Origin of the sequence: Streptomyces sp. NPDC048659, from assembly GCF_040650575.1 — a bacterium.
Taxonomy (GTDB): Bacteria; Actinomycetota; Actinomycetes; order Streptomycetales; family Streptomycetaceae; genus Streptomyces.
The window spans coordinates 67,472-87,982 of record NZ_JBEZHM010000036.1; the positions used below are offsets into that span (position 1 = coordinate 67,472).

Genomic DNA, 20,511 nt, shown 5'->3' on the forward strand with positions numbered 1-20,511 from the left:
ACGACCCTAGATCGCCGCGCGCCGGAGGGCTCAGTCGAGCAGGTGTCCGGAGTCCATCCGGCGTACCGTCCCGGTGAAGCGGCGGCGCAGCGCGCGGTCGTGGGAGACGACGACCAGGGCGCCCGGCCACCGCTCCAGCGCCTCCTCCAGCTCCTCGACGAGGCCGAGCGCCAGGTGGTTGGCCGGCTCGTCGAGCAGCAGCAGGTCGGCGGGGCGGGCGAGCAGCCGGGCGAGCGCCAGGCGGCGGCGCTGCCCCGCGGAGAGGCGTCCGACGGGTATCCGCAGGTCGTCGGGGCGGAACAGTCCGTAGGAGAGGAGCAGCCCGGCCTGCTCGTCCTCGGTGAGCGGGAGCCCGCGGCCGAAGGCGGCGAGGAGACGCTCGGCCGGCCGGTGTGCCGGTATCTCCTGGGCGAGGTATCCCGTGCGGCCCCGGCGGGTGATCCGGCCCGTGTCGGGCTCGGCCAGGCCCGCCATGACCCGGAGCAGGGTGGTCTTGCCGGCCCCGTTGCCCCCGTGGATCAGCAGCCGGTCGCCCGAGGCGACGGTGAGCCGGCCGACGCGCAGCCGGTCGGCGACCCGCACCCCGTCCAGCGAGAGGAGCTCGCCCCGGGCGCGGCCGACGGCCGGCCGGGCGGTGAAGGCGAGGGGCCGGGGCGGCTCGGGGACGGGCTCCTCGTGGAGCCGACGCAGGCGCTCCTGGGCGTTGCGCACGCGGCCGGAGACGGATGCCTGGACCCGGCCGCCGGCCCGGTCGTACGCCATCTTGTTGTTGTCCCTGATGCCCCGGCCCGCGGCCACGCCGTGAGCGGTGGTCGTGGCGTACGCGGCGAGGCGCTCGGTCTCGGCCAGCCAGTCCGCGTGGGCCTGCTCCCAGCGGCGCCGGGCCGCGGCCCGCTCGGCGCGGAAGCCCGCGTAGCCGTCGCCGTACCGCACGACGGCGCGGCGGTCGGCGTCGACCTCCAGGATCGCGGTGGCCACCCGCTCCAGGAAGGCGCGGTCGTGGGAGACGGCCACGACGGTGCCCTGGTGGGCGAGGAGGGAGTCCTCCAGCCAGTCGAGCGCCCTGGCGTCCAGGTGGTTGGTCGGCTCGTCGAGGAACAGCACCTCGGGCGCCGCCGCGACGGCGCAGGCGATCCCGAGCCTGGCGCGCTCGCCGCCGGAGAGGCTGCCGAGCACGCGCGCCCGGTCCAGGCGGGCCAGTCCGAGGGCGTGCAGGGCCTTGTCGACGCGGGCGTCGGCCTCGTATCCCCCGCGCAGCTCGAAGGCGGTGAGCAGGTCCCCGTACGCGGCGAGGGTCCGCGGGTCCGCCGTGCCGAGGCCGGCCTCCAGCGCGCGCAGGCGCCGCTCCATGGCCCGCAGCTCGCCGAGCGCGGCGTCGACGGCCTCGGTGACGGTGGCTCCGGGCGGCAGCTCGGGTGTCTGGGCGAGCAGGGCGGTGCCGCCGTCGGCGACGGTGACGGCCTGTCCCGAGTCGGGGCTGTCGAGTCCCGCGAGTATGCGGAGCAGGGTGGATTTCCCCGCTCCGTTCTCCCCCACGATCCCGATCCGCTCGCCGGGGCGCACGGTGAGCGAGACCTGGTCGAGCAGCAGGCGTTCGCCGCGGGTCACGGTCACGTCGTGAAGGGAGATCTGGGTGGGCGTGGGCAAGGGGCGCCTCCGGTCCGGGAAGGACGAGCTCCGGCTAACGCGACGGTTGTCGCATTACGCCGAGTGTGGCACACTCGTATCCACTAACGCAACGGGAGTAGCGATTGAACGAGTCATCCGAGGCGGAGACCTCCCCCGCCCCCGGCAGCAGACGCCCCGGCGGGCGCACGGCACGGACCCGCGCCGCCGTGCGGGACGCTGTCCTGACCGGGCTGGCCGAGCACGGCTATCCCGCCCTCACCGTCGAGTACGTGGCGGAGCGGTCCGGCGTGCACAAGACGACGCTCTACCGGCGCTGGGGCGACGTCGAGGGCATGCTCGCGGACGCGCTCGCGCTCGCCGGCGAGGACGCGTGGACGGCCCCGGACACCGGGAGCCTCGGGGGCGATCTGCTGGCACTGGCCCGCGAGGTGGCCGACGCCTTCGCCGACCCGGCGCGGGCCGCCGCGCCGACGGCCTTCGTCGCCGCCGCGTTCCAGTCGGCGACGGCCGCGGACTCCCTGCGCGCCTTCTACGCGGAGCGGTTCCGGCGCTGCGAGCCCGTGGTGGACCGGGCCGTGGCCCGCGGCGAGGCCCCGGCAGGCACGGACGCGGGCGCGGTCGTGCGGGCCGTGTCGGCGCCGCTCTTCCTGCGCCTGTTCGTCACCAGGGAGCCGGTGGACGGCGCGGTGGCCGAGGAGGCGGCGCGGACGGTCCTCGCGGCGGTGGAGGCGGGGGCCTTCATACGCGCGGCGGAGCCGTCGACCGGATCGGCGCCCCCACCCTGATCCGCCTCACCCGCCCAGCCCGGCCCACCACACCCGGCCCCGCCCAGCCCAGCCCGGCCCGCCGCGCCCGGGCCAGCCCAGCCCAGCCCAGCCCGGCCCACCCAGCCCAGCCCGGCCCACCCGGCCCAGCCCGCCGCATCCCCCGCCCACGGACTCCCCCGCGCAGCGCCCCCATCCACGCGTCCCCATCCACGCACCCCCCGGTCAGACCGCCCAGGCCGACTCAAGCTGCACGACGTCCCCCGTCAGGGCCGCCACGTCGGCGGCGGTCTGGGCGCGCAGGCCGAGGCGTTCGATGCGCTCCACTCGGTATTTGCCGTGCTCGGCGGCTGAGTTCCACATCGACAGCACCACGAACTCGTGCCCCGGCGCCTCGCCGAAGAGCCCGCGGAGCATCCCGGGGGACCCGGCCATCGCCGGGTTCCACACCTTCTCCTGCATGAGGACGAAGTGCTCGGCCCGCTCCTCGTGCACACGGCTGTGCGCGACCCGCGCCACGTCGGCGTCGGCGAACCGCGGCTCGAACCCCGTCTTCACGTCGAAGCGGTGGTCGAACAGCTTGACCTGGGCGTTCTTGAAGGTGCCGGCCTGCGCCGCGGCGAGCCGGTCATGGGAGCGCGCCATGAACGAGTCGTAGAACGCCCGGCTCTCCCAGAACGCGAAGACATGGGCGACATCCGGCCGTCGCCGGCTCCAGCCGCCACCCTGCCCCCGGAAGCCCGGCTCCCCGAGCAGCCCCGCCCATTTCCGCTGCCCCCGCTCGAACCCTCGACGGTCCACCACGGTGCAGCGAATCCACTTGACCAGCACCGCGCCATGGTACGGGTCGAAACGACGCGCCGTCAGACCGTCGCGGACCCCAGCCGCAGCAGCCCCTCGGCCTCCTCGTCGTCCAGTTCGATTCCGAAGATCCGGGCCAGCGTTCCGGTCAACTCCGCCGGTCCGACGACGCGTTCCTCGGTCGCGCCGTCCACGCGGACCGAGGTCAGGGTGGACCGCACGAGCGCGAGCCGGGCCTCGGCGCCCGGCCGCAGGGCCACCACCTGGCCGACGAAGCGCGACTGCGGGTGGCTGGAGCTGTAGTGGTTCATCAGCTCGAAGTCCACGGGGTACACGGGGTGCGGCGCGAACGCGTACAGGTCGGCCCACCCCTCCGGGCGAAGCGCGCGCAGCACGTGGACGCCCCCGGGCTCGGCCGCGACGCCGAAGACCCAGCCGTCCTGCTCGACCCGCGCGCCGTCGGCCAGCGGGACCGGCTCCAGCGGGCCCTGCCAGCCGAACCCGGTGTCGGCGAGCCACTGTTCGCCGTCGACCGTGACGACGAGGAGGGCGTGGGTGACGGGGGTCAGCGCGCTCCCGCGCGAGCGGTTGCGGGCCGCGCGCCCGGCGACGTCGAAGCCGATCCGCTCCAGGGCGGCGGCGAAGAGCGAGTTCTGCTCGTAGCAGTAGCCGCCGCGGCGCCGGCCGACCAACTTGGCCTGGAGGCTCCCCAGATCGAGCGGGACGCGGCGCCCGAGGGCCACGTCCACGTTCTCGAAGGGGATGGCCGCCACATGGGCGCGGTGCAGCGCGCGCAGCGTCCGAAGGTCCGGCGCGACGGCGCCCGAGTGGCCGATCCTCGCCAGATATGCGTCCAGATCCAGCTCTTCCCCGCTCCACATACCGCACTCCCCCCGAACCGATGACACGTTGATCACATGACACCATGAACGGTGACACCATGGACGGGACGTCAGGAACCGCGCAGGGAGAGGGGATTCATGGTGAGCGGACTCAACAAGGGGGTCGGCAAGGCCGAGGTGACGCTCAAGTGGGACCCGAGTCCGATGGGCAGCCCGGCGCACGACCTGGACCTCGTCGCGGGGGTCTACACCGCCGACGCGCCCTACGGCCCGCCGGCCTATCTCGTGCACTTCGACAGCCGCTCCCCCGACGGCACGATCACCCTCAACCGCGACAGCCGTACGGGGCAGGGCTTCGGCTACGACGAGGCGATGACCCTGGAGCTGACGCGCCTGGCCCCCCGCTACGCGCGCGTGGTCGTCGGCGTGGCGATCCAGCAGCGCGGCGGCCGGCTCACCTTCGGCCAGGTCGCCCACACGGGCGTCCGGGTCCGCGAGGGCTACACCGATCTGCTGGAGGACGACTTCTCGTCCGTGTCGGACGCGACCGCCGCGACCATCGTCGAGTTCACCCGCGAGGGGCCCGAGGTCTGGACCCTGCGCCCGCTGCCCGTCGGCTTCGACATCGATCCGGGCGACTTCGGCGCCGAGATGGGCGCGCGGCACGCCTGAGCGACGGGCGGGGGCCGGGCGGACGACGCCCGGCCCCCGACCCGCTCAGCGCGCGGCCCAGCCGGGCAGCGTGGGCAGCACGCGCTCGGCGATCCGCAGCAGGGCCGCGTCGTCGGGGGCGGCCTCGTCCTGGCGCCAGATGACGAGCTCGTACGAACCGCCGCCGTCCTTGGCGTCCTTGGCGACCAGCAGGTGCCGGGCGATGCCGCCGGGGGCGCTCTCGGCCTCGCTCCCGCCGGCGAGCGGGATCTTGAGGGCGAGGGTCCGGTCCGAGTAGAGGACCGCCTGGCGCCCCAGCACCCGCGTGGGCTCCGCCGTCTTCCCGAGGAGCCGCCCCATCGTGGCGACCGGCAGGCGGTCGTAGGAGACCGACAGCTTCGCCGCGTACGTCGGGAAGCGCACGTCCCCCTCGGGCGCCGCGATGCCGGTGCGCGCGTCGCTGCCGATCCACCCGTCGCTGCCCCAGGCGTTCTGGGCCTCCTCGCCGGGGGTGCCGAGGAGGCGCGGCAGGTCCGGCCGGTTCAGCGCCCGGCAGAGCGCGTCGCCCGGGACGTATCCGGCCGGGCGCGTGCGCCGGGGCTCCGGCGAGCCCTCGGGCGTCGCGGGGTGCGAGGGCGTGCACACGGCCGGGCCGCGCGCCTGGGCCTCCTCCGCGTCGGCCTTGGCCATGTACCAGAAGCCGCCCGCCAGGACGCCCCCCAGCGCCAGCGCGGCGATCGCCTGCCCGGCCACGTTCGACCGGCTCAGCGCCCCGTCCGTGCCTTCGGTTCCCTCGGTCATGTCCTGTCCCCCTGTCGTACGCGCGTGATCATCACGCGGGCGGCGAGCCTACCGGTCGGTACGCGAACGTGCGTACGCCTGGGGGGCGGATACGCCGATGAGGGCGCCGACCCGTGGCCGGCGCCCTCATCAGGTACTACTCAGAACGGAACCGCTCAGCTGCAGCCGCTGGTCGAGCCGCAGCCCTCGCAGATGTAGCAGGAGCCGGCGCGCTGCATCTTCGTGCCGCAGGAGAAGCAGAGCGGGGCGTCCGCGCTGATGCCCAGCTGCATCTCGACGAGCTCGGCCGAGGTGTGGGCCTGCTTCGGGGCCGGGACCTCGACGCGGACCTCGGCGGCCACGGCCTTCGGCTCCTGGGCGCGCGGGGCGGACTGGGCCAGGCCCTCGACGTCCACGTCCTCGTCGGACTGCTCGTACGAGCCGGTCTCCAGGTGACGCTGGCGCTCCTCGGCGGAGTGGATGCCGAGCGCGGAGCGGGTCTCGAAGGGCAGGAAGTCCAGCGCCAGGCGGCGGAAGATGTAGTCGACGATCGACTGCGCCATCCGCACGTCCGGGTCGTCCGTCATGCCGGCCGGCTCGAAGCGCATGTTGGTGAACTTCGAGACGTAGGTCTCCAGCGGGACGCCGTACTGCAGGCCGACGGAGACGGCGATGGAGAAGGCGTCCATCATGCCCGCGAGCGTCGAGCCCTGCTTGGACATCTTCAGGAAGACCTCGCCGAGACCGTCGTCCGGGTAGGAGTTGGCGGTCATGTAGCCCTCGGCGCCACCCACGGTGAAGGAGGTGGTGATCCCCGGACGGCCCTTCGGGAGGCGCTTGCGCACCGGGCGGTACTCGACGACCTTCTCGACGGCCTCGCGGATCGTCGCCTCGGACTTCGCGGTGACCTCGGCCTTCTCGTCCTCCTTCTTCTTCGCGGAGAGCGGCTGGCCGACCTTGCAGTTGTCGCGGTAGATGGCGAGCGCCTTGACGCCCATCTTCCACGCCTCGAAGTAGACCTCCTCGACGTCCTCGACCGTGGCCGTCTCCGGCAGGTTCACGGTCTTGGAGAGGGCGCCGGAGATCCACGGCTGGATGGCGGCCATCATGCGGACGTGGCCCATCGCGGAGATGGAACGCTCGCCCATGGCGCAGTCGAAGACCTCGTAGTGCTCGGTCTTCAGGCCGGGGGCGTCGACCACGTTGCCGTGCTCGGCGATGTGGGCGACGATCGCCTCGATCTGCTCCTCCTGGTAACCCAGGCGGCGCAGGGCCTGCGGGACGGTGCCGTTGACGATCTGCATCGAGCCGCCGCCGACCAGCTTCTTGAACTTGACCAGGGCGAGGTCGGGCTCCAGGCCGGTGGTGTCGCAGGACATCGCGAGACCGATGGTGCCGGTGGGCGCGATGACCGAAGCCTGCGCGTTGCGGAAGCCGTTCTTGGCACCGAGGCGGATCACGTCCTGCCACGCCTCGGTGGCGGCGGCCCAGATCGGCGAGTCCAGGTCGTCGAAGCGGACGGCCTTGGTGTTCTCGTCGGCGTGCTGCCGCATGACGCGCTGGTGCGGCTCGGCGTTGCGGGCGTAGCCGTCGTAGGCGCCGACGACACCGGCGAGCTCGGCGGAGCGCTTGTACGAGGTGCCGGTCATCAGGGAGGAGATGGCACCGGCGAGGGCGCGACCGCCGTCGGAGTCGTACGCGTGGCCCGTCGCCATCAGCAGGGCGCCGAGGTTGGCGTAGCCGATGCCGAGCTGGCGGAAGGCGCGGGTGTTCTCGCCGATCTTCTCGGTGGGGAAGTCGGCGAAGCAGATGGAGATGTCCATCGCGGTGATGACGAGCTCGACGACCTTGGCGAAGCGCTCGACGTCGAAGGACTGGGCGCCCTTGCCGTCGTCCTTGAGGAACTTCATCAGGTTGAGCGAGGCGAGGTTGCAGGACGTGTTGTCCAGGTGCATGTACTCGCTGCACGGGTTCGAGCCGTTGATGCGGCCGGACTCCGGGCAAGTGTGCCACTGGTTGATCGTGTCGTCGTACTGGATGCCCGGGTCGGCGCAGGCCCACGCGGCCTCGGCCATCTTGCGGAAGAGCGACTTGGCGTCGACCTCCTCGATGACCTCGCCGGTCATGCGGGAGGTGAGACCGAACTTCCCGCCGGACTCGACGGCCTTCATGAACGTGTCGTTCACGCGGACGGAGTTGTTGGCGTTCTGGTACTGGACGGACGTGATGTCGTCGCCGCCCAGGTCCATGTCGAAGCCCGCGTCACGGAGGGCGCGGATCTTCTCCTCCTCCTTGACCTTGGTCTCGATGAAGTTCTCGATGTCGGGGTGGTCGACGTCGAGGATGACCATCTTGGCCGCGCGACGGGTGGCGCCGCCCGACTTGATCGTTCCCGCGGAGGCGTCGGCGCCGCGCATGAAGGAGACCGGGCCGGAGGCGTTGCCGCCGGAGGAGAGCAGCTCCTTGGAGGAGCGGATGCGGGAGAGGTTCAGGCCGGCGCCGGAGCCGCCCTTGAAGATCATGCCCTCTTCCTTGTACCAGTCGAGGATCGACTCCATGGAGTCGTCGACGGACAGGATGAAGCAGGCGGAGACCTGCTGGGGCTGCGGGGTGCCGACGTTGAACCACACCGGGCTGTTGAAGCTGAAGATCTGGTGCAGGAGGGCGTACGCCAGCTCGTGCTCGAAGATCTCGGCGTCGGCGGGCGAGGCGAAGTAGCCGTACTCCTCGCCGGCCTTCGTGTAGGTCTTCACGATCCGGTCGATGAGCTGCTTGAGACCGGTCTCGCGCTGCGGGGTGCCGACGGCCCCGCGGAAGTACTTGCTGGTGACGATGTTGACCGCGTTCACCGACCAGAAGTCGGGGAACTCGACGCCGCGCTGCTCGAAGTTGATCGAGCCGTCGCGCCAGTTGGTCATGACGACGTCACGGCGCTCCCAGCTCACCTCGTCGTACGGATGCACGCCGGGGGTGGTATGGATGCGCTCGATACGCAGGCCCTTGCTCGCCGCCTTGGCTCCCTTGGTGCGGGAACCACGTGCCGGACCGCTCGCCGTCTCTGTCATGCCGCCTCCCATATACGGGCAAAACACGCTGGAGCGCCCGGAAAATTCCAGGGCTCCGCCTTCGGTAATGATCTTGTGGTGCAGTTGCCACGAGCGCCTCACGGTCGGCTCGGGGCAGGTCTTTCGGGGCCGCGCGGCGGCCTTTCGCCGGATCGACCGCTGACGGGTCGGGCCGGCCCGCCGGTCTAGTCGGCGGCGGTGGCGGGAACGGGGACCTCGACGGTCACTCCGGCCCCGCGGGGCTCAGCGGGAGGCCGCTCACGGAGTTCCGTGATGGCGGCCTCGAAGTCTTCGAGGCTGTCGAAAGCCTTGTACACCGACGCGAACCGGAGGTACGCGACGAGGTCGAGCTCCTGCAGCGGGCCCAGGATGGCCAGGCCCACGTCGTGGGTGGTCAGCTCGGCGCTGCCGGTGGCGCGCACCGCCTCCTCGACCCGCTGGCCGAGCTTGGCGAGGGCGTCCTCGGTGACCGGCCGCCCCTGGCACGCCTTGCGCACGCCGGAGATGACCTTCGTACGGCTGAAGGGTTCGGTGACCCCGGACCGCTTGACCACCATCAGTGAGCACGTCTCCACCGTGGTGAAACGGCGGGAGCAGTCGGGGCACTGGCGACGGCGTCGGATCGACGTTCCGTCATCGGTGGTGCGACTGTCGACGACCCGGCTGTCGGGGTGCCTGCAGAAGGGGCAGTGCATGTGGTTCCGACCCTCCCTCGCGGCACGACTGAATAGCCTCACCAGGCCCGTCAAGGCCCTCGAAGCGACCACCAGCATAGGTGATGCGGCGACCCCCGGCAGACCCGAGGACCACTACTTCTAGGTGGCCGATGCGATACAACCACTAGATCTTGGGTTGGCCCGCGATTTCGACCCGAACCGCGTGTCGCCGCTCCCGACCGGCCACGAGGCTACGGGAAGGGCGCGGCGGCGCTGATTCCGGGGTGCCCGATGCGACACTGGGAGGGCACCCGGCCGCGCGCGGCCCGGCGCTGAAGGTTACCGTAATGACCGAATTGAGCGGTCCTCGACCCTCTCGGCACCCGGCGCTCCGGAGGGGCCCGGGAGGGGCCGGGCGCAGCTCTCCGGCGGCGTTCGGTCACGCTCCGTGGACGGCGTATACACCCCCGTACGCACACACGTAAGGCGATCTGCGATTTTTCACTCGAACGTGTGTTTGGCGCAACCTTTCGAAAGCCACTACCGTTGTGCCAGCCAGGGAGACCATTCGAGAGGGGCCGCCGACGTGACCACCACCGCAGACAGTGCCACCATCACTGCCCAGGACCGCTCCCAGGGCCGACTCGAGCCGGTGCATGCGATGAATGACGCAGCCATGAGCGGGGAGGAGCCAGGCCGACCCGCCCGCTCGCTCCCCGGACGCCCCCCTGGCATCCGGGCGGACAGCTCCGGCCTCACCGACCGGCAGCGCAGGGTCATCGAGGTCATCCGCGACTCGGTCCAGCGCCGCGGCTACCCGCCGTCGATGCGCGAGATCGGCCAGGCCGTGGGCCTCTCCAGCACCTCCTCCGTGGCGCACCAGCTGATGGCCCTGGAGCGCAAGGGCTTCCTGCGCCGCGACCCGCACCGGCCGCGCGCGTACGAGGTGCGCGGCTCGGACCAGCCGAGCACGCAGCCCACGGACACCACGGGCAAGCCCGCCGCCTCGTACGTCCCCCTGGTCGGGCGGATCGCGGCCGGTGGACCCATCCTGGCCGAGGAGTCCGTCGAGGACGTCTTCCCGCTCCCCCGCCAGCTGGTGGGCGACGGCGAGCTCTTCGTCCTCAAGGTCGTCGGCGACTCCATGATCGAGGCCGCCATCTGCGACGGGGACTGGGTGACGGTCCGCCGCCAGCCCGTCGCGGAGAACGGCGACATCGTCGCCGCCATGCTCGACGGCGAGGCCACGGTCAAGCGCTTCAAGCGCGAGGACGGCCACGTCTGGCTGCTCCCGCACAACGCGGCGTACCAGCCGATCCCCGGCGACGAGGCCACCATCCTCGGCAAGGTCGTCGCCGTGCTGCGACGGGTGTGACCCCACCTCGTCGGCCCTGAACCGGGCCCCGGGACCCACTGCGCCGGTCCCGGGGCCCTGCCGTGTCTCCAGGGCCCCCAGGACGTGGGCTACGCCTCCGCCGACGCCGACGAGGCCGCCGCGTCGATGGCCGCCAGCGACTTGCGCACCTGATTGCGGTCCGTGGTGTACCAGAAGTCCGGCAGCGACGCCTTCAGATAGCTGCCGTAGCGGGCCGTCGCGAGCCGCGGGTCCAGCACCGCCACGACACCCCGGTCCCCGGTCGCCCGGACCAGCCGGCCGGCCCCCTGCGCCATCAGCAGCGCCGCGTGCGTCGCCGCGACCGCCATGAAGCCGTTGCCCCCGGCGTCCTCCACCGCCTTCTGCCGCGCGCTCATCAGCGGGTCGTCGGGCCGGGGGAAGGGGATCTTGTCCATGACCACGAGCTGGCAGCTCGGGCCCGGCACGTCGACGCCCTGCCAGAGCGAGAGCGTGCCGAAGAGACAGGTCTTCGGGTCCGCGGCGAAGTTCTTGATCAGCTCGCCGAGGGTGTCCTCGCCCTGGAGCAGGATCGGCAGCTCGGGGATCCGGCTCCGCAGCTCCTCCGCCGCCTGCTGGGCGGCCCGCATCGAGGAGAACAGGCCGAGCGTCCGCCCGCCGGCCGCCTGCATCAGCTCTGTCAGCTCGTCCAGCATGTCGCCGCGCTCGCCGTCCCGGGCGGGCCGGTTCAGGTGCTTGGCGACGTACAGGATCCCCTGCCTCGGATAGTCGAAGGGCGAGCCGACGTCGATGCCCTTCCAGACCGGCAGGTCGTCGCCCGTGGTGCCCTCGGGCGCCAGCCCGAGCGAGGCGCCCACCCCGTTGAAGTCGCCGCCCAGCTTGAGCGTGGCGGAGGTGAGGACCACCGAACGGTCGGCGAACAGCTTCTCGCGCAGCAGCCCGGAGACGCTCATCGGGGCGACCCGCAGCGAGGCGCCGAAGCGGTCGTGCCGCTCGTACCAGACGACGTCGTACTCCGAGCCCAGGGTGATCCGCTCGGCCACCCCGTGCACCGTCTCCACCGAGGCCATGGCCTGCTTGCGGACGGCGTCCTCGTCCTGGACCGCGCGGTCCCGGGTGTTGCCGAGGGCCGTGATCACGGCGCGGGCGGCGTCGCGCAGCGCCATCAGCGCGTACGACAGGTCCTCCGGGATCTCCTCCAGGCGGCCCGGGAGCGCCAGCTCCATCAGCCGCTCGAAGCCCTCGGCCGCCGTCTGGAGCTGGTCCGCCGTCTTCTCGTCGACCAGCTTCGCCGCCCGGCGCACCGCCCGGTTGACCTGGCCCGGGGTGAGCTCGCCGGTGGCCACGCCGGTGACCCGGGAGACCAGCTCGTGGGCCTCGTCCACGATCAGCACCTCGTGCTGCGGGAGCACCGGGGCGCCCTCGATCGCGTCGATGGCGAGCAGCGCGTGGTTGGTGACGACGACCTCGGCGAGCTTGGCGCGCTCGCGGGCCGCCTCGGCGAAGCACTCCGGCCCGTACGCGCACTTGCTCGCGCCCAGGCACTCGCGCGAGGAGACCGAGACCTGCGCCCAGGCCCGGTCGGAGACACCCGGTGTCAGGTCGTCCCGGTCGCCGGTCTCCGTCTCGTCCGACCAGTCCCGCAGCCGCAGCAGGTCCTGGCCCAGCTTGCTGGTGGGGGCGGCGGCCTCGAAGGGGTCGAAGAGGCCGTCCTCCTCGTCCTGCGGGACCCCCTCGTGCAGCCGGTGCAGGCACAGGTAGTTCGACCGGCCCTTGAGCATGGCGAACTCTGGGCGGCGCCGGAGCTGCGGATGCAGGGCGTCGACCGTGCGCGGCAGGTCGCGCTCGACGAGCTGGCGCTGGAGGGCCAGCGTCGCCGTCGCGACCACCACCCGCTCCCCCTGCGCCAGCGCCGGAACGAGATAGCCGAGCGATTTACCGGTGCCGGTGCCGGCCTGGACGAGGAGGTGGGAACCGTCGTCGATGGCCTCGGTCACGGCCTCGGCCATGGCGACCTGGCCGGGGCGCTCCACGCCGCCGACGGCGGCGACGGCGGCGTGGAGGAGATCAGGGAGGGATGGCTTCGTCATAGCGCTTCCAGCCTACGGGGCGGCACCGACAGCCGGTCCCTCCCCCGTGCTCACGCGAGCGGGTTCGGGACGGTGCCGTGGACGGCCGCGTGCGGGCGTTCGGGCCGGTCGCGGTAGCCGTCGAGGTGGAGCCGGTTGCGGTTGAGACAGAGGCGCTCGATCCGCGGGACCAGCAGGTCGAACAGCTCGAAGCGTTCCTTCAGCTCGGGGAAGCGGGCCTGGTGGCGCAGGATCTCGGCGCGCAGCAGGGTCCAGAACTCCTCCTCCGGGAGGTCCAGTTGCTCCTCGTACAGCGGGGCGAGGTAGCGGAAGACGCCGACGAAGAGCCCCGAATGGATGAACTGGGTGAGGAAGTCGGGCTCCTCGGTGAGCAGCACGGCCCGGACGTCGTCCGGCATGCCGGCGTGCTCGGGCAGCGGGTGGGCGCTGATGTTGACGTCGTCGACGAAGTCCTTGATCGCCAGGCGTACGGGCACGTCGTCCGCGTCGAAGACGACGATGGCGTTCTCGCCGTGCGGGGAGAAGACCGTGCCGTACTGGTAGAGGAAGTGCAGCAGCGGCGGCATCAGGGCGGCGAAGAGGCGCTGCAGCCAGGCGCGCGGGGCGAGCCCGGAGCGGCCGACGAGCTCGGCGACGAAGGCGCGCCCCTCGGGGTCGGTGTGCAGCAGGGCGGCGAGGGTCCGGGCGCGCTCGCCGGGCGGCAGCCGCAGGGGCTCGCGCCAGATCGCGCCGAGGAGCTCCTTGTACTGGTACGGGACCTCCGGCAGCCGGTCGTACAGCGGGTGCTCGACGGTGACGGAGGCGACCTCGCCGAGCAGGATCACCCCGCACTCCTCGCGCAGGAAGGGGTCGCCGTCGCGCAGGCCGTGCACCCAGGAGGTGACGGCGGGGGCGGCGAGGGTGCGTTCGGTGGGCAGGCCGCGCCAGACGAGGGTGTTGAGGACGGAGAGCGGCAGCTTGACCGTGTGGCGGTCGGGGCGGCTGGTGTTGAGGAAGGTGCGGACCGACTGCTGCGGGAGGCGCAGGTCGGCGTCCTCGGTGAGCGGGACGAGGGCCCCGGAGGCGATGGCGGGGGCGTACAGCGGGAGCAGGACCTCGTCCCACTGCCAGGGGTGGACGGGCAGCAGGAGATAGCCGTCGGGGTCGAGGCCGCGGGCGCGCAGGGTGGTGCGGAAGCCCTCCCGGACCTCGGGGTCGAGCTCGCGGGCGTACAGCAGGTCGGGGGTGTCGAGGCCCGCGACGCCTCGGTAGGCGGCGATCCGGCTGCTGACGGCGATCCAGGGCAGCCGGGCGGGGCGGCGGGACTCGGGGGCCCAGCGGGCGGTGTCGGCGGCGGAGAAGCCGATGCGGCCCTTGTTCAGGACGAGCCAGGGGTGACCGGTCTGGTGGCCTTCGAGCTCCGCGTAGCCGAGCTCGGCGAGCCGGGCGGCGGGCAGCGCGGTGTGGTCGAGCCGGGTGTCGGCGGCGAGGGTGGTGGTGAGCTCGCGGATGAGGTGCCCGAGGGTGGCGCCGTCGAGGTCGAGCAGGCGCCGGGCGCGGACCAGGAACTCCAGGGGGTCGCCGGCGGGGGCGCCGTCCACGGTGATCGAGCCGGGGGTGATCCGCCAGCCGTCGTAGGCGCCGCGGCGGGCGGTGAAGGCGAGCGTGCCGCCGTCGTCGAGGGTGAGGGTGTACGGGCGGGTCCGGCCGTCCTCGCCGCCGGGCCCGGCCGGTAGGGGTTCGATGACCTCCTCGTACGCGAACTCGGCGAGGGCCTTGGCGAGCATCCGGGCCGAGGCGCGGGCCCAGGTGTCGGGATTCAGTTCGGGCGGCCCGCTGGGGGCCGGCGGGGCGGGCGGGGCGGAGTCGTGGGGTGCAGGGGACGACGACACGGGGACTCCTCTGGGTGGGCACCGCTGTGGGTCGGCGGTGGGTACGGGACGGGGGAAGCGGCTCGGGCGGTGGTGCTCAGGCGCTGGTCACAGGAGCTTGCGGTGGGCGCGGTCGCGGACCATTAACGCGGCACGCTTCCCGGGGAGCTCGACCTCCGCGGACAGACGGAAGCCGGCGCCGAGGAAGGCGGCGACGGAGGGGGTGTTGCGCAGGTCGGGCTCGGCGAGGACCCGGGTGCAGCGGGGCCGGTGGTCGAGGACGAGGTCGGCGACGGCGCGCAGCAGGCCCGTGCCGAGGCCCCGGCCGCGGTCGGCGACGCCGCCGATGAGCAGGTGGATCCCGGTGTCGTGGGGGCGCGCCGGGTAGTGGCGGGCGAGCGGGTCGAGGTCGGCGCGGTAGATCTCGAAGTAGCTCATCGGGGTGCCGTCGAGGACGCCGAGGCAGGGCACGCTGCGGCCGTCGGCGTCGAGCTGGGCGCGGATGTGGGCGGCGGTGACGTCCGGGGCTCCGGCGAGCTCCCAGAAGGCGGCGACGGCGGGGTCGTTCATCCAGCGGGCGACGAGCGGCAGGTCCCGGTCGAGGCGGACGGGGACGAGCCGGAAGGACCCGAAGGGGGTGGCGGCGGGGTGCCAGTCGGCGACGGAGTCCAGGAGGTCGGCGTCGGCGGGCGGGGGCGGTGGCGGCGGGTCGGTGGCGAGGAGGGCGACGAGCTCCTCGGTCAGGTGGAGGTCCAGGGTGTCGTCGGCGCCGGTGGGCCCGGTGCCGGGGTGCGCTTCGGTGGGAGGCACGGGACGCGCTCCTCTCGGCGGGTCGGTGTCGGTTGTTTCCGTGGGCGTACGGGGGGGGGAGCGGCGGGCCCGGGGACGGTCAGGCGCGCAGCGGGTTGGTGACGGTGACGTAGACGGACTGGGTGTCGACGGGGCCGACCAGTTCGTCGAGGCCGTGCAGGCGGGTGAGCAGGTTGGCCTTGCAGCGCAGGGTCGCGGCCTCCAGGAGGCGGTGCGGCAGCGGGGAGCCGAGGCCGGTCGCGGCGGTGAGGAACTGGCGCAGGGCGGCGAGCAGGACGCGCTCGTCGGCGAGGTGCTGGGCGCCGAACGCGCCGATGAGGCCGAGGATGTTGTTGATGCCGAGGTAGTAGGCGAAGCGCTCGTCGGTGACCTGGTCGGAGACGAAGGTGTCGCTGGTGGCGCCGATGCCGGGCAGGCGGCTCTCCAGCTCGTCGCGGCGGGACTCGCGGAAGTAGTAGCCCTGGTTGTCGCGGTAGCGGCCGCCGGCGGGCCAGCCCTCGGGGTCGAGCAGGACCAGGGTGTTCTGCTGGTGGGCCTCCAGGGCGACCCCCGCGTGCCCGTCGAGCCAGAGGAGGGGGCGGACCACGAGGTCGAGGTAGCGCAGGAACCACTCGGTGGCGACGGCGGTGGTGGGGCGGCCGGTGCGGGCGGAGAGCCGGACGACGACCTCGGCGAGCCGCGAGCTCATCCGGGGCGAGCCGGGGCCGGGGCGGGGGGAGGTGAGGGCGGCGAGGCAGACGGCGTCGTCGCCTGCGGCGAAGGGGTTGTGCCGGATCATCACGTCGAGTCCGGGGACGGGCTCGCCCTCGGGGGTGTCGACGGCGAGCCAGGCGGGGTCGCGGACGATGTCGAAGCCGGGGTGGGCGGCCTGCCACTCGTCGACGAGTCCGGTGCGCAGCAGGCGGTGCACCTCGACACCCCGGTGGAGCTCCTTGCGCAGGTTCTCGCGGCGGGAGTTGGTGATGCGTACGCCGAGGGAGAGCTTGAGCATGGCGCGGGCGCCGGGGCGGTGCACGGTGCGGACGGAGGAGGTGGGGTGCCAGGGGGCGCCGTGCGGGCCGAGGTCGTGGAGCAGTCCGGCGTCGAGGAGGGCGGCGACGGCGGGTCGGTGCCTCAGCTCGCGGGCCTGCCAGGGGTGGAGGGGCAGGGCGGCGGTGCCGTCGGGGAGGTCGAGGCCCTCGGCGAAGGCGGCGGTGAGCTGGGCGGCGGCCACGGGGCGGCCCTGCTCGGTCCAGGCGGAGTCGGTGGCGAGGACGCGGGGGTCGACGGCCATCCAGTGGAGCCGGAAGGAGCCGTGGGTCTCGGGCGAGTAGCGGCGGGACTCGCTGTCGGAGAGGCCCTCGCGGCTCTTGGGGGTGGGGTGCAGGGGGTGGCCGAGGAGGAGGGACTGCTCGGCGGTGAGGAAGAGGTCGGCGCCGGGTCCGGGGAGCGGTTCGCGGCGCCGCAGGGCGATGAACTCGGCGGTGCGGCGGGCGGAGTCGGCGACGCGGCCGACGAGTTCGGTGCCTTCGGGGCGGCCGGTCTCGCGGCTGAGCAGGGCGGCGAGGGTGACGGCGTCGACGGTCGGCGCGGTGGCGGGGAGCCCTTCGAGGGCGGGGGCGCCGAAGCGGTGCCAGCCGGTGGGCGACCAGTAGCGGACGGGGACGAGGAGGGCGGTGCCGGAGGCGACGAGGGGGACGCGGAGGGTGCCGACGGTGCCGGGCCCGCCGCCGACGCCGGGTCCGCTCGCCGCGCCGGTGCCGGTGCCCGCCCCGGGCCCCTTGAGGTCCTTCTCCCGTACCCAGCAGCGGAGCAGGTTCTCGACGGCGGCCTGGTCGGCGGCGCGGTGCGGGTCGGGGTCGTCCAGGGGGTCCGGGCCGCCGGTGGGGGTGGCGGGGCGGGCCGGGCCGGTGGGGGCGGCGATGACCGCCGCCGTCAGTGCCCCGGTGTGGGCCCCGGCGGCCGGGCCCGGGTACTGGCGGGGCACGGTGGGCTCGGCGGTGAGCGGGGCGCAGGCGGCGCCGGCGGATTCGTGGGCGGGGGTGGGATTCACGAGGGCTTCCTTGGGAGGCGGGCCGGGGAATGCGGCCGGGCGGGTGCGGTCCTGGCGGGTCCGGGGGCGGGGCGCGGCCCGGACGCGGCGGGGGCCCGGTGTCAGCGGGGCGGCCCCGAGGGGCGGGCCCGGTGGGCGCGTTCGGCGGCGGCGAGGGCGTCGGCGAAGCGGTCGAGGACGGCCGCCGCCTGCTCGTCGGTGAGGGTGAGCGGGGGCAGCAGCCGGACGACGGCGTTGTGCCGGCCGCCGAGTTCGACGATGAGGCCGCGGTCCAGGCACTGGCGCTGGACGGCGGTGGCGAGGACCGGGTCCGGCGGCGGGACGGAGTCGGTGCCCGGGGCCTCGGGGTCGACCAGCTCGACGCCGATCATCAGGCCGCGGCCCCGGACGTCGCCGATGCAGGGGTGGGCGGCGGCGAGGCCCTGGAGCTGTCCGAGCAGCCGGGCGCCGAGGGTGCCGGCTCGGGCGGCGAGCCCGTTCTCCCGGACGTACGCGAGGGTGGCGGCGCCCGCGGCCATGGCGAGCTGGTTGCCGCGGAAGGTGCCGGCGTGGGCGCCGGGCTCCCAGGCGTCGAGCTCGGAGCGGTAGACGACGACGGCGAGCGGGAGGGAGCCGCCGATGGCCTTGGACAGGACCATCACGTCGGGGACGACGCCGCTGTGCTCGACGGCCCAGAAGGTGCCGGTGCGGCCCACTCCGGTCTGCACCTCGTCGGCGATCAGCGGGATGCCCCGGGCGGCGGTGAGCTCCCGCATCCGGCGCAGCCAGCTGTCGGGGGCGGGGATGACGCCGCCCTCGCCCTGGACGGGTTCGAGGATCATCCCGGCGGGGGCGGGGACGCCGCTCTTGGGGTCGTCGAGGGCGGTCTCGGTCCAGCGGGCGGCCAGTTCGGCGCCGCGTTCGCCGCCGATGCCGAAGGGGCAGCGGTAGTCCTGCGGGTAGGGCAGCCGGGCGACGCGGACGTCGGTGGCGCCGCCGGAGACGTCGAGGGCGCCGGCGGTCATGCCGTGGTAGGCGCCGCTGAAGGCGAGGACGCCGTTGCGGCCGGTGGCGGTGCGGACGAGTTTGAGGGCGGCTTCGACGGCGTCGGTGCCGGCCGGGCCGCAGAACTGGACGCGGGCGTCGTCGGCGAGTCCGGCGGGCAGGGTGGCGAAGAGCTCGGTGGTGAAGGCGTCCTTGACGGGTGTGGCGAGGTCCAGGACGTGCAGCGGGGCGCCGGAGTCGAGGACCTTGCGGATGGCTTCGAGGACGACGGGGTGGTTGTGGCCGAGGGCCAGGGTCCCGGCGCCGGAGAGGCAGTCCAGGTAGCGGCGGCCGTCGGCGCCCTCGATGGTGATGCCGCGGGCCCGCACGGGGACGATCGGCAGCGAGCGCGCGTAGGTGCGGGCCGCCGACTCGCGCTGGGCCTGGCGGCGCAGGATGCCCTCGTGGGCGGTGCCGTCACCGGTCGGGCGCGGCTCGCCGCGGGGCGCGTCCCGGGGGCCGGGACGGTGCGCGTCCCCGGCCGCGTCCCGGTGGGCGTCGCAGGTCCGCTCGGCCGGCGTCACGGCCGGAGCTGGTTCGGTCACGGCCACGGCTCGCTGTCCTCCCACTGTCACGTTCGCGTTGCACATCGGTACGTTGCAGGGCCACCCGAAGAGGTGTCCCGGACAACGTCGTTGTGTCCCCCGTCCGTACCAACGACGGGGCCGTCCGGGGATCACGGGCGGAGGCCGAGAACCTTGGCGTGTCCCGGATCACGGGCGGGCAAAGGCCGTTGGCGGCGCGGAACCGCGGACCTGCGTCGTGCCGTCCCCTCCGGCACCGGCATAGTGGGGGCTTCACCCGGCGCGGCCGCCCGTGCCGGGACGGTTCACTGATGCACAAGTTGACGTAGTCCCAGGGGGATCACGAGATGCGATCGATTCGTCCGCTGCTGGTTGCGGCATCCGCCGTCGCGGCGCTGACGCTGACGGCGACGGCCTGCGGTCCGGCCGAGGACAACGCGGGGGGTGACAAGCCCAGCGCCACCGTGACGCCGAGCTCGGACGGGAAGCTCACCATCCCGGACGACCTGAAGCAGCGCCTGAAGGACCACGGGATCGACGTGGACCGGTGGCGTGGCGGCGAGTGGAAGAACTGGGACAAGGACAAGTGGCTGCGTGAGGCCAAGGACTTCGTCAACCCGATCATCGAGGACCTCTGGGACCCGGACCGGATGCGGGACGCCGAGCGGCCCGACAAGCCGGTGAAGGAGGAGGACCTCTCGGGCGACAAGGGCGTCACCGACCCGACGCCGGTCCCGGTGCGGGCGGCTTCGGTGCGGGCGCCGTACCACACGTCCTCGCCCGCCTCCGGCAAGGTCTTCTTCGACGGGCCCGAGGGCTCGATGGTCTGCTCGGCGACGGTGGTCCAGGACCCGGCGCACCCGGGCAAGTCCAACATGGTCTGGACGGCGGGCCACTGCGTGCACGCGGGCAAGAAGGGCGGCTGGTACCGCAACATCGCCTTCGTGCCCTCGTACAACGACGCCGGGAAGTCGACCGCCGCGCTGGAGAAGGCGCCGCGCGAGGAGATCGCGCCGTACGGCGTGTGGTGGAGCGACTGGGCGAAGACCTCCGACCAGTGGATCGCGCAGGGCGGGCAGACCGGCGGCCAGGGCGCCCCGTACGACTTCGCCGTGCTGCACGTGACGCCGGAGAAGGGCGGTACGGGCAAGTCGCTGGAGGAGACGGTCGGTTCGGCGCTCCCGGTGGAGTTCAACGCCCCGGCGGTGCCGAAGATCGCGAAGCTGACCGCGACCGGTTTCCCGGCGGGTCCGCCCTATGACGGGCAGCGGATGTTCCAGTGCCAGGACAAGCCGGGCCGGCTCTCGGTGAAGACGGACCAGCCGACGATGTACCGGATCGGCTGCTCGATGACCGGCGGCTCCTCCGGCGGCGGCTGGGTGGCCACCGGCCGGGACGGCAGGCCGGCGCTGGTGTCGAACACCTCGATCGGGCCGGTGACGGCGGGCTGGCTGGCCGGGCCGCGGCTCGGCGCCGAGGCGAAGGCGGTCTACGAGGGCGTCAGCGCGAAGTACGCGAACCGCTGACCGCGCGGTCCGGAGGGCGGGACCCGGTCGCCCTGGAGCACCCCGGCTTCGAGGAGCGCAACGCGCTGTACGAGGCGGAGGCGAAGGCCCGCGTCCCGGCCGTGGTCAGGGAGG

General features: G+C 73.5%; 15 protein-coding genes. 4 read left to right on the plus strand and 11 right to left on the minus strand.

The window, feature by feature from the left end:
* Window positions 1-30: 30 nt before the first annotated feature.
* Window positions 31-1,647 carry an ABC-F family ATP-binding cassette domain-containing protein gene (locus AB0C99_RS25290; RefSeq protein ID WP_362479161.1) on the minus strand — a complete coding sequence of 539 codons (1,617 nt, stop codon included), beginning with the start codon at window positions 1,645-1,647 and terminating at the stop codon, window positions 31-33.
* 104 nt (window positions 1,648-1,751) lie between these two features.
* Between AB0C99_RS25290 and AB0C99_RS25295 the strand changes: the two genes are divergently transcribed.
* Window positions 1,752-2,414, plus strand: a complete 663-nt coding sequence (locus AB0C99_RS25295; RefSeq protein WP_362479163.1) for a TetR/AcrR family transcriptional regulator C-terminal ligand-binding domain-containing protein — start codon at window positions 1,752-1,754, stop codon at window positions 2,412-2,414.
* Window positions 2,415-2,618: 204 nt separating this feature from the next.
* On the opposite strand, the gene AB0C99_RS25300 is transcribed toward AB0C99_RS25295, so the two are convergent.
* A complete protein-coding gene (locus AB0C99_RS25300) occupies window positions 2,619-3,224 on the minus strand; it encodes a YdbC family protein (protein ID WP_362479166.1) in 606 nt (201 codons plus the stop codon).
* A gap of 32 nt (window positions 3,225-3,256) precedes the next feature.
* Complete coding sequence (locus tag AB0C99_RS25305; protein ID WP_362479169.1) at window positions 3,257-4,075, minus strand: arylamine N-acetyltransferase; 819 nt, start codon at window positions 4,073-4,075, stop codon at window positions 3,257-3,259.
* A 102-nt stretch (window positions 4,076-4,177) separates the two neighbouring features.
* Between AB0C99_RS25305 and AB0C99_RS25310 the strand changes: the two genes are divergently transcribed.
* A complete protein-coding gene (locus tag AB0C99_RS25310; RefSeq protein WP_362479209.1) occupies window positions 4,178-4,708 on the plus strand; it encodes a TerD family protein in 531 nt (176 codons plus the stop codon).
* Window positions 4,709-4,753: 45 nt separating this feature from the next.
* Here AB0C99_RS25310 and AB0C99_RS25315 read toward each other — a convergent pair whose 3' ends face one another.
* The 3 genes from AB0C99_RS25315 to nrdR all read right to left on the minus strand — a co-directional run bounded on the left by AB0C99_RS25315 (window position 4,754) and on the right by nrdR (window position 9,227).
* Window positions 4,754-5,488 carry a DUF6215 domain-containing protein gene (locus tag AB0C99_RS25315; RefSeq protein WP_362479171.1) on the minus strand — a complete coding sequence of 245 codons (735 nt, stop codon included), beginning with the start codon at window positions 5,486-5,488 and terminating at the stop codon, window positions 4,754-4,756.
* 155 nt (window positions 5,489-5,643) lie between these two features.
* Entirely contained in the window at window positions 5,644-8,532 is a 2,889-nt protein-coding gene (locus tag AB0C99_RS25320; protein WP_362479174.1) for a vitamin B12-dependent ribonucleotide reductase, read from the minus strand.
* A 185-nt stretch (window positions 8,533-8,717) separates the two neighbouring features.
* Complete coding sequence (gene nrdR, locus AB0C99_RS25325) at window positions 8,718-9,227, minus strand: transcriptional regulator NrdR (protein WP_362479177.1); 510 nt, start codon at window positions 9,225-9,227, stop codon at window positions 8,718-8,720.
* A gap of 547 nt (window positions 9,228-9,774) precedes the next feature.
* Here nrdR and lexA point away from each other — a divergent pair.
* Window positions 9,775-10,563 carry a transcriptional repressor LexA gene (lexA, locus tag AB0C99_RS25330; protein ID WP_362479180.1) on the plus strand — a complete coding sequence of 263 codons (789 nt, stop codon included), beginning with the start codon at window positions 9,775-9,777 and terminating at the stop codon, window positions 10,561-10,563.
* 89 nt (window positions 10,564-10,652) lie between these two features.
* On the opposite strand, the gene AB0C99_RS25335 is transcribed toward lexA, so the two are convergent.
* The 5 genes from AB0C99_RS25335 to AB0C99_RS25355 all read right to left on the minus strand — a co-directional run bounded on the left by AB0C99_RS25335 (window position 10,653) and on the right by AB0C99_RS25355 (window position 18,898).
* Window positions 10,653-12,632: an ATP-dependent DNA helicase gene (locus AB0C99_RS25335; protein WP_362479182.1), complete on the minus strand. Its 1,980-nt coding sequence runs from the start codon at window positions 12,630-12,632 to the stop codon at window positions 10,653-10,655.
* A gap of 50 nt (window positions 12,633-12,682) precedes the next feature.
* On the minus strand, window positions 12,683-14,503 hold the full coding sequence (locus tag AB0C99_RS25340) for an IucA/IucC family siderophore biosynthesis protein (protein ID WP_362479185.1): 1,821 nt from the start codon (window positions 14,501-14,503) through the stop codon (window positions 12,683-12,685).
* An 87-nt stretch (window positions 14,504-14,590) separates the two neighbouring features.
* Window positions 14,591-15,292, minus strand: coding sequence for a GNAT family N-acetyltransferase (locus AB0C99_RS25345; protein ID WP_362479187.1), 702 nt, complete (start codon window positions 15,290-15,292; stop codon window positions 14,591-14,593).
* Window positions 15,293-15,371: 79 nt separating this feature from the next.
* Entirely contained in the window at window positions 15,372-17,324 is a 1,953-nt protein-coding gene (locus AB0C99_RS25350) for an IucA/IucC family protein (protein WP_362479190.1), read from the minus strand.
* 101 nt (window positions 17,325-17,425) lie between these two features.
* Window positions 17,426-18,898 (minus strand): diaminobutyrate--2-oxoglutarate transaminase family protein, encoded by a 1,473-nt coding sequence (locus AB0C99_RS25355; RefSeq protein WP_362479192.1) that lies wholly within the window; start codon window positions 18,896-18,898, stop codon window positions 17,426-17,428.
* Window positions 18,899-19,218: 320 nt separating this feature from the next.
* On the opposite strand from AB0C99_RS25355, the gene AB0C99_RS25360 reads away from it, so the two are divergent.
* Window positions 19,219-20,397 carry a hypothetical protein gene (locus tag AB0C99_RS25360; RefSeq protein WP_362479195.1) on the plus strand — a complete coding sequence of 393 codons (1,179 nt, stop codon included), beginning with the start codon at window positions 19,219-19,221 and terminating at the stop codon, window positions 20,395-20,397.
* Window positions 20,398-20,511 lie beyond the last annotated feature (114 nt).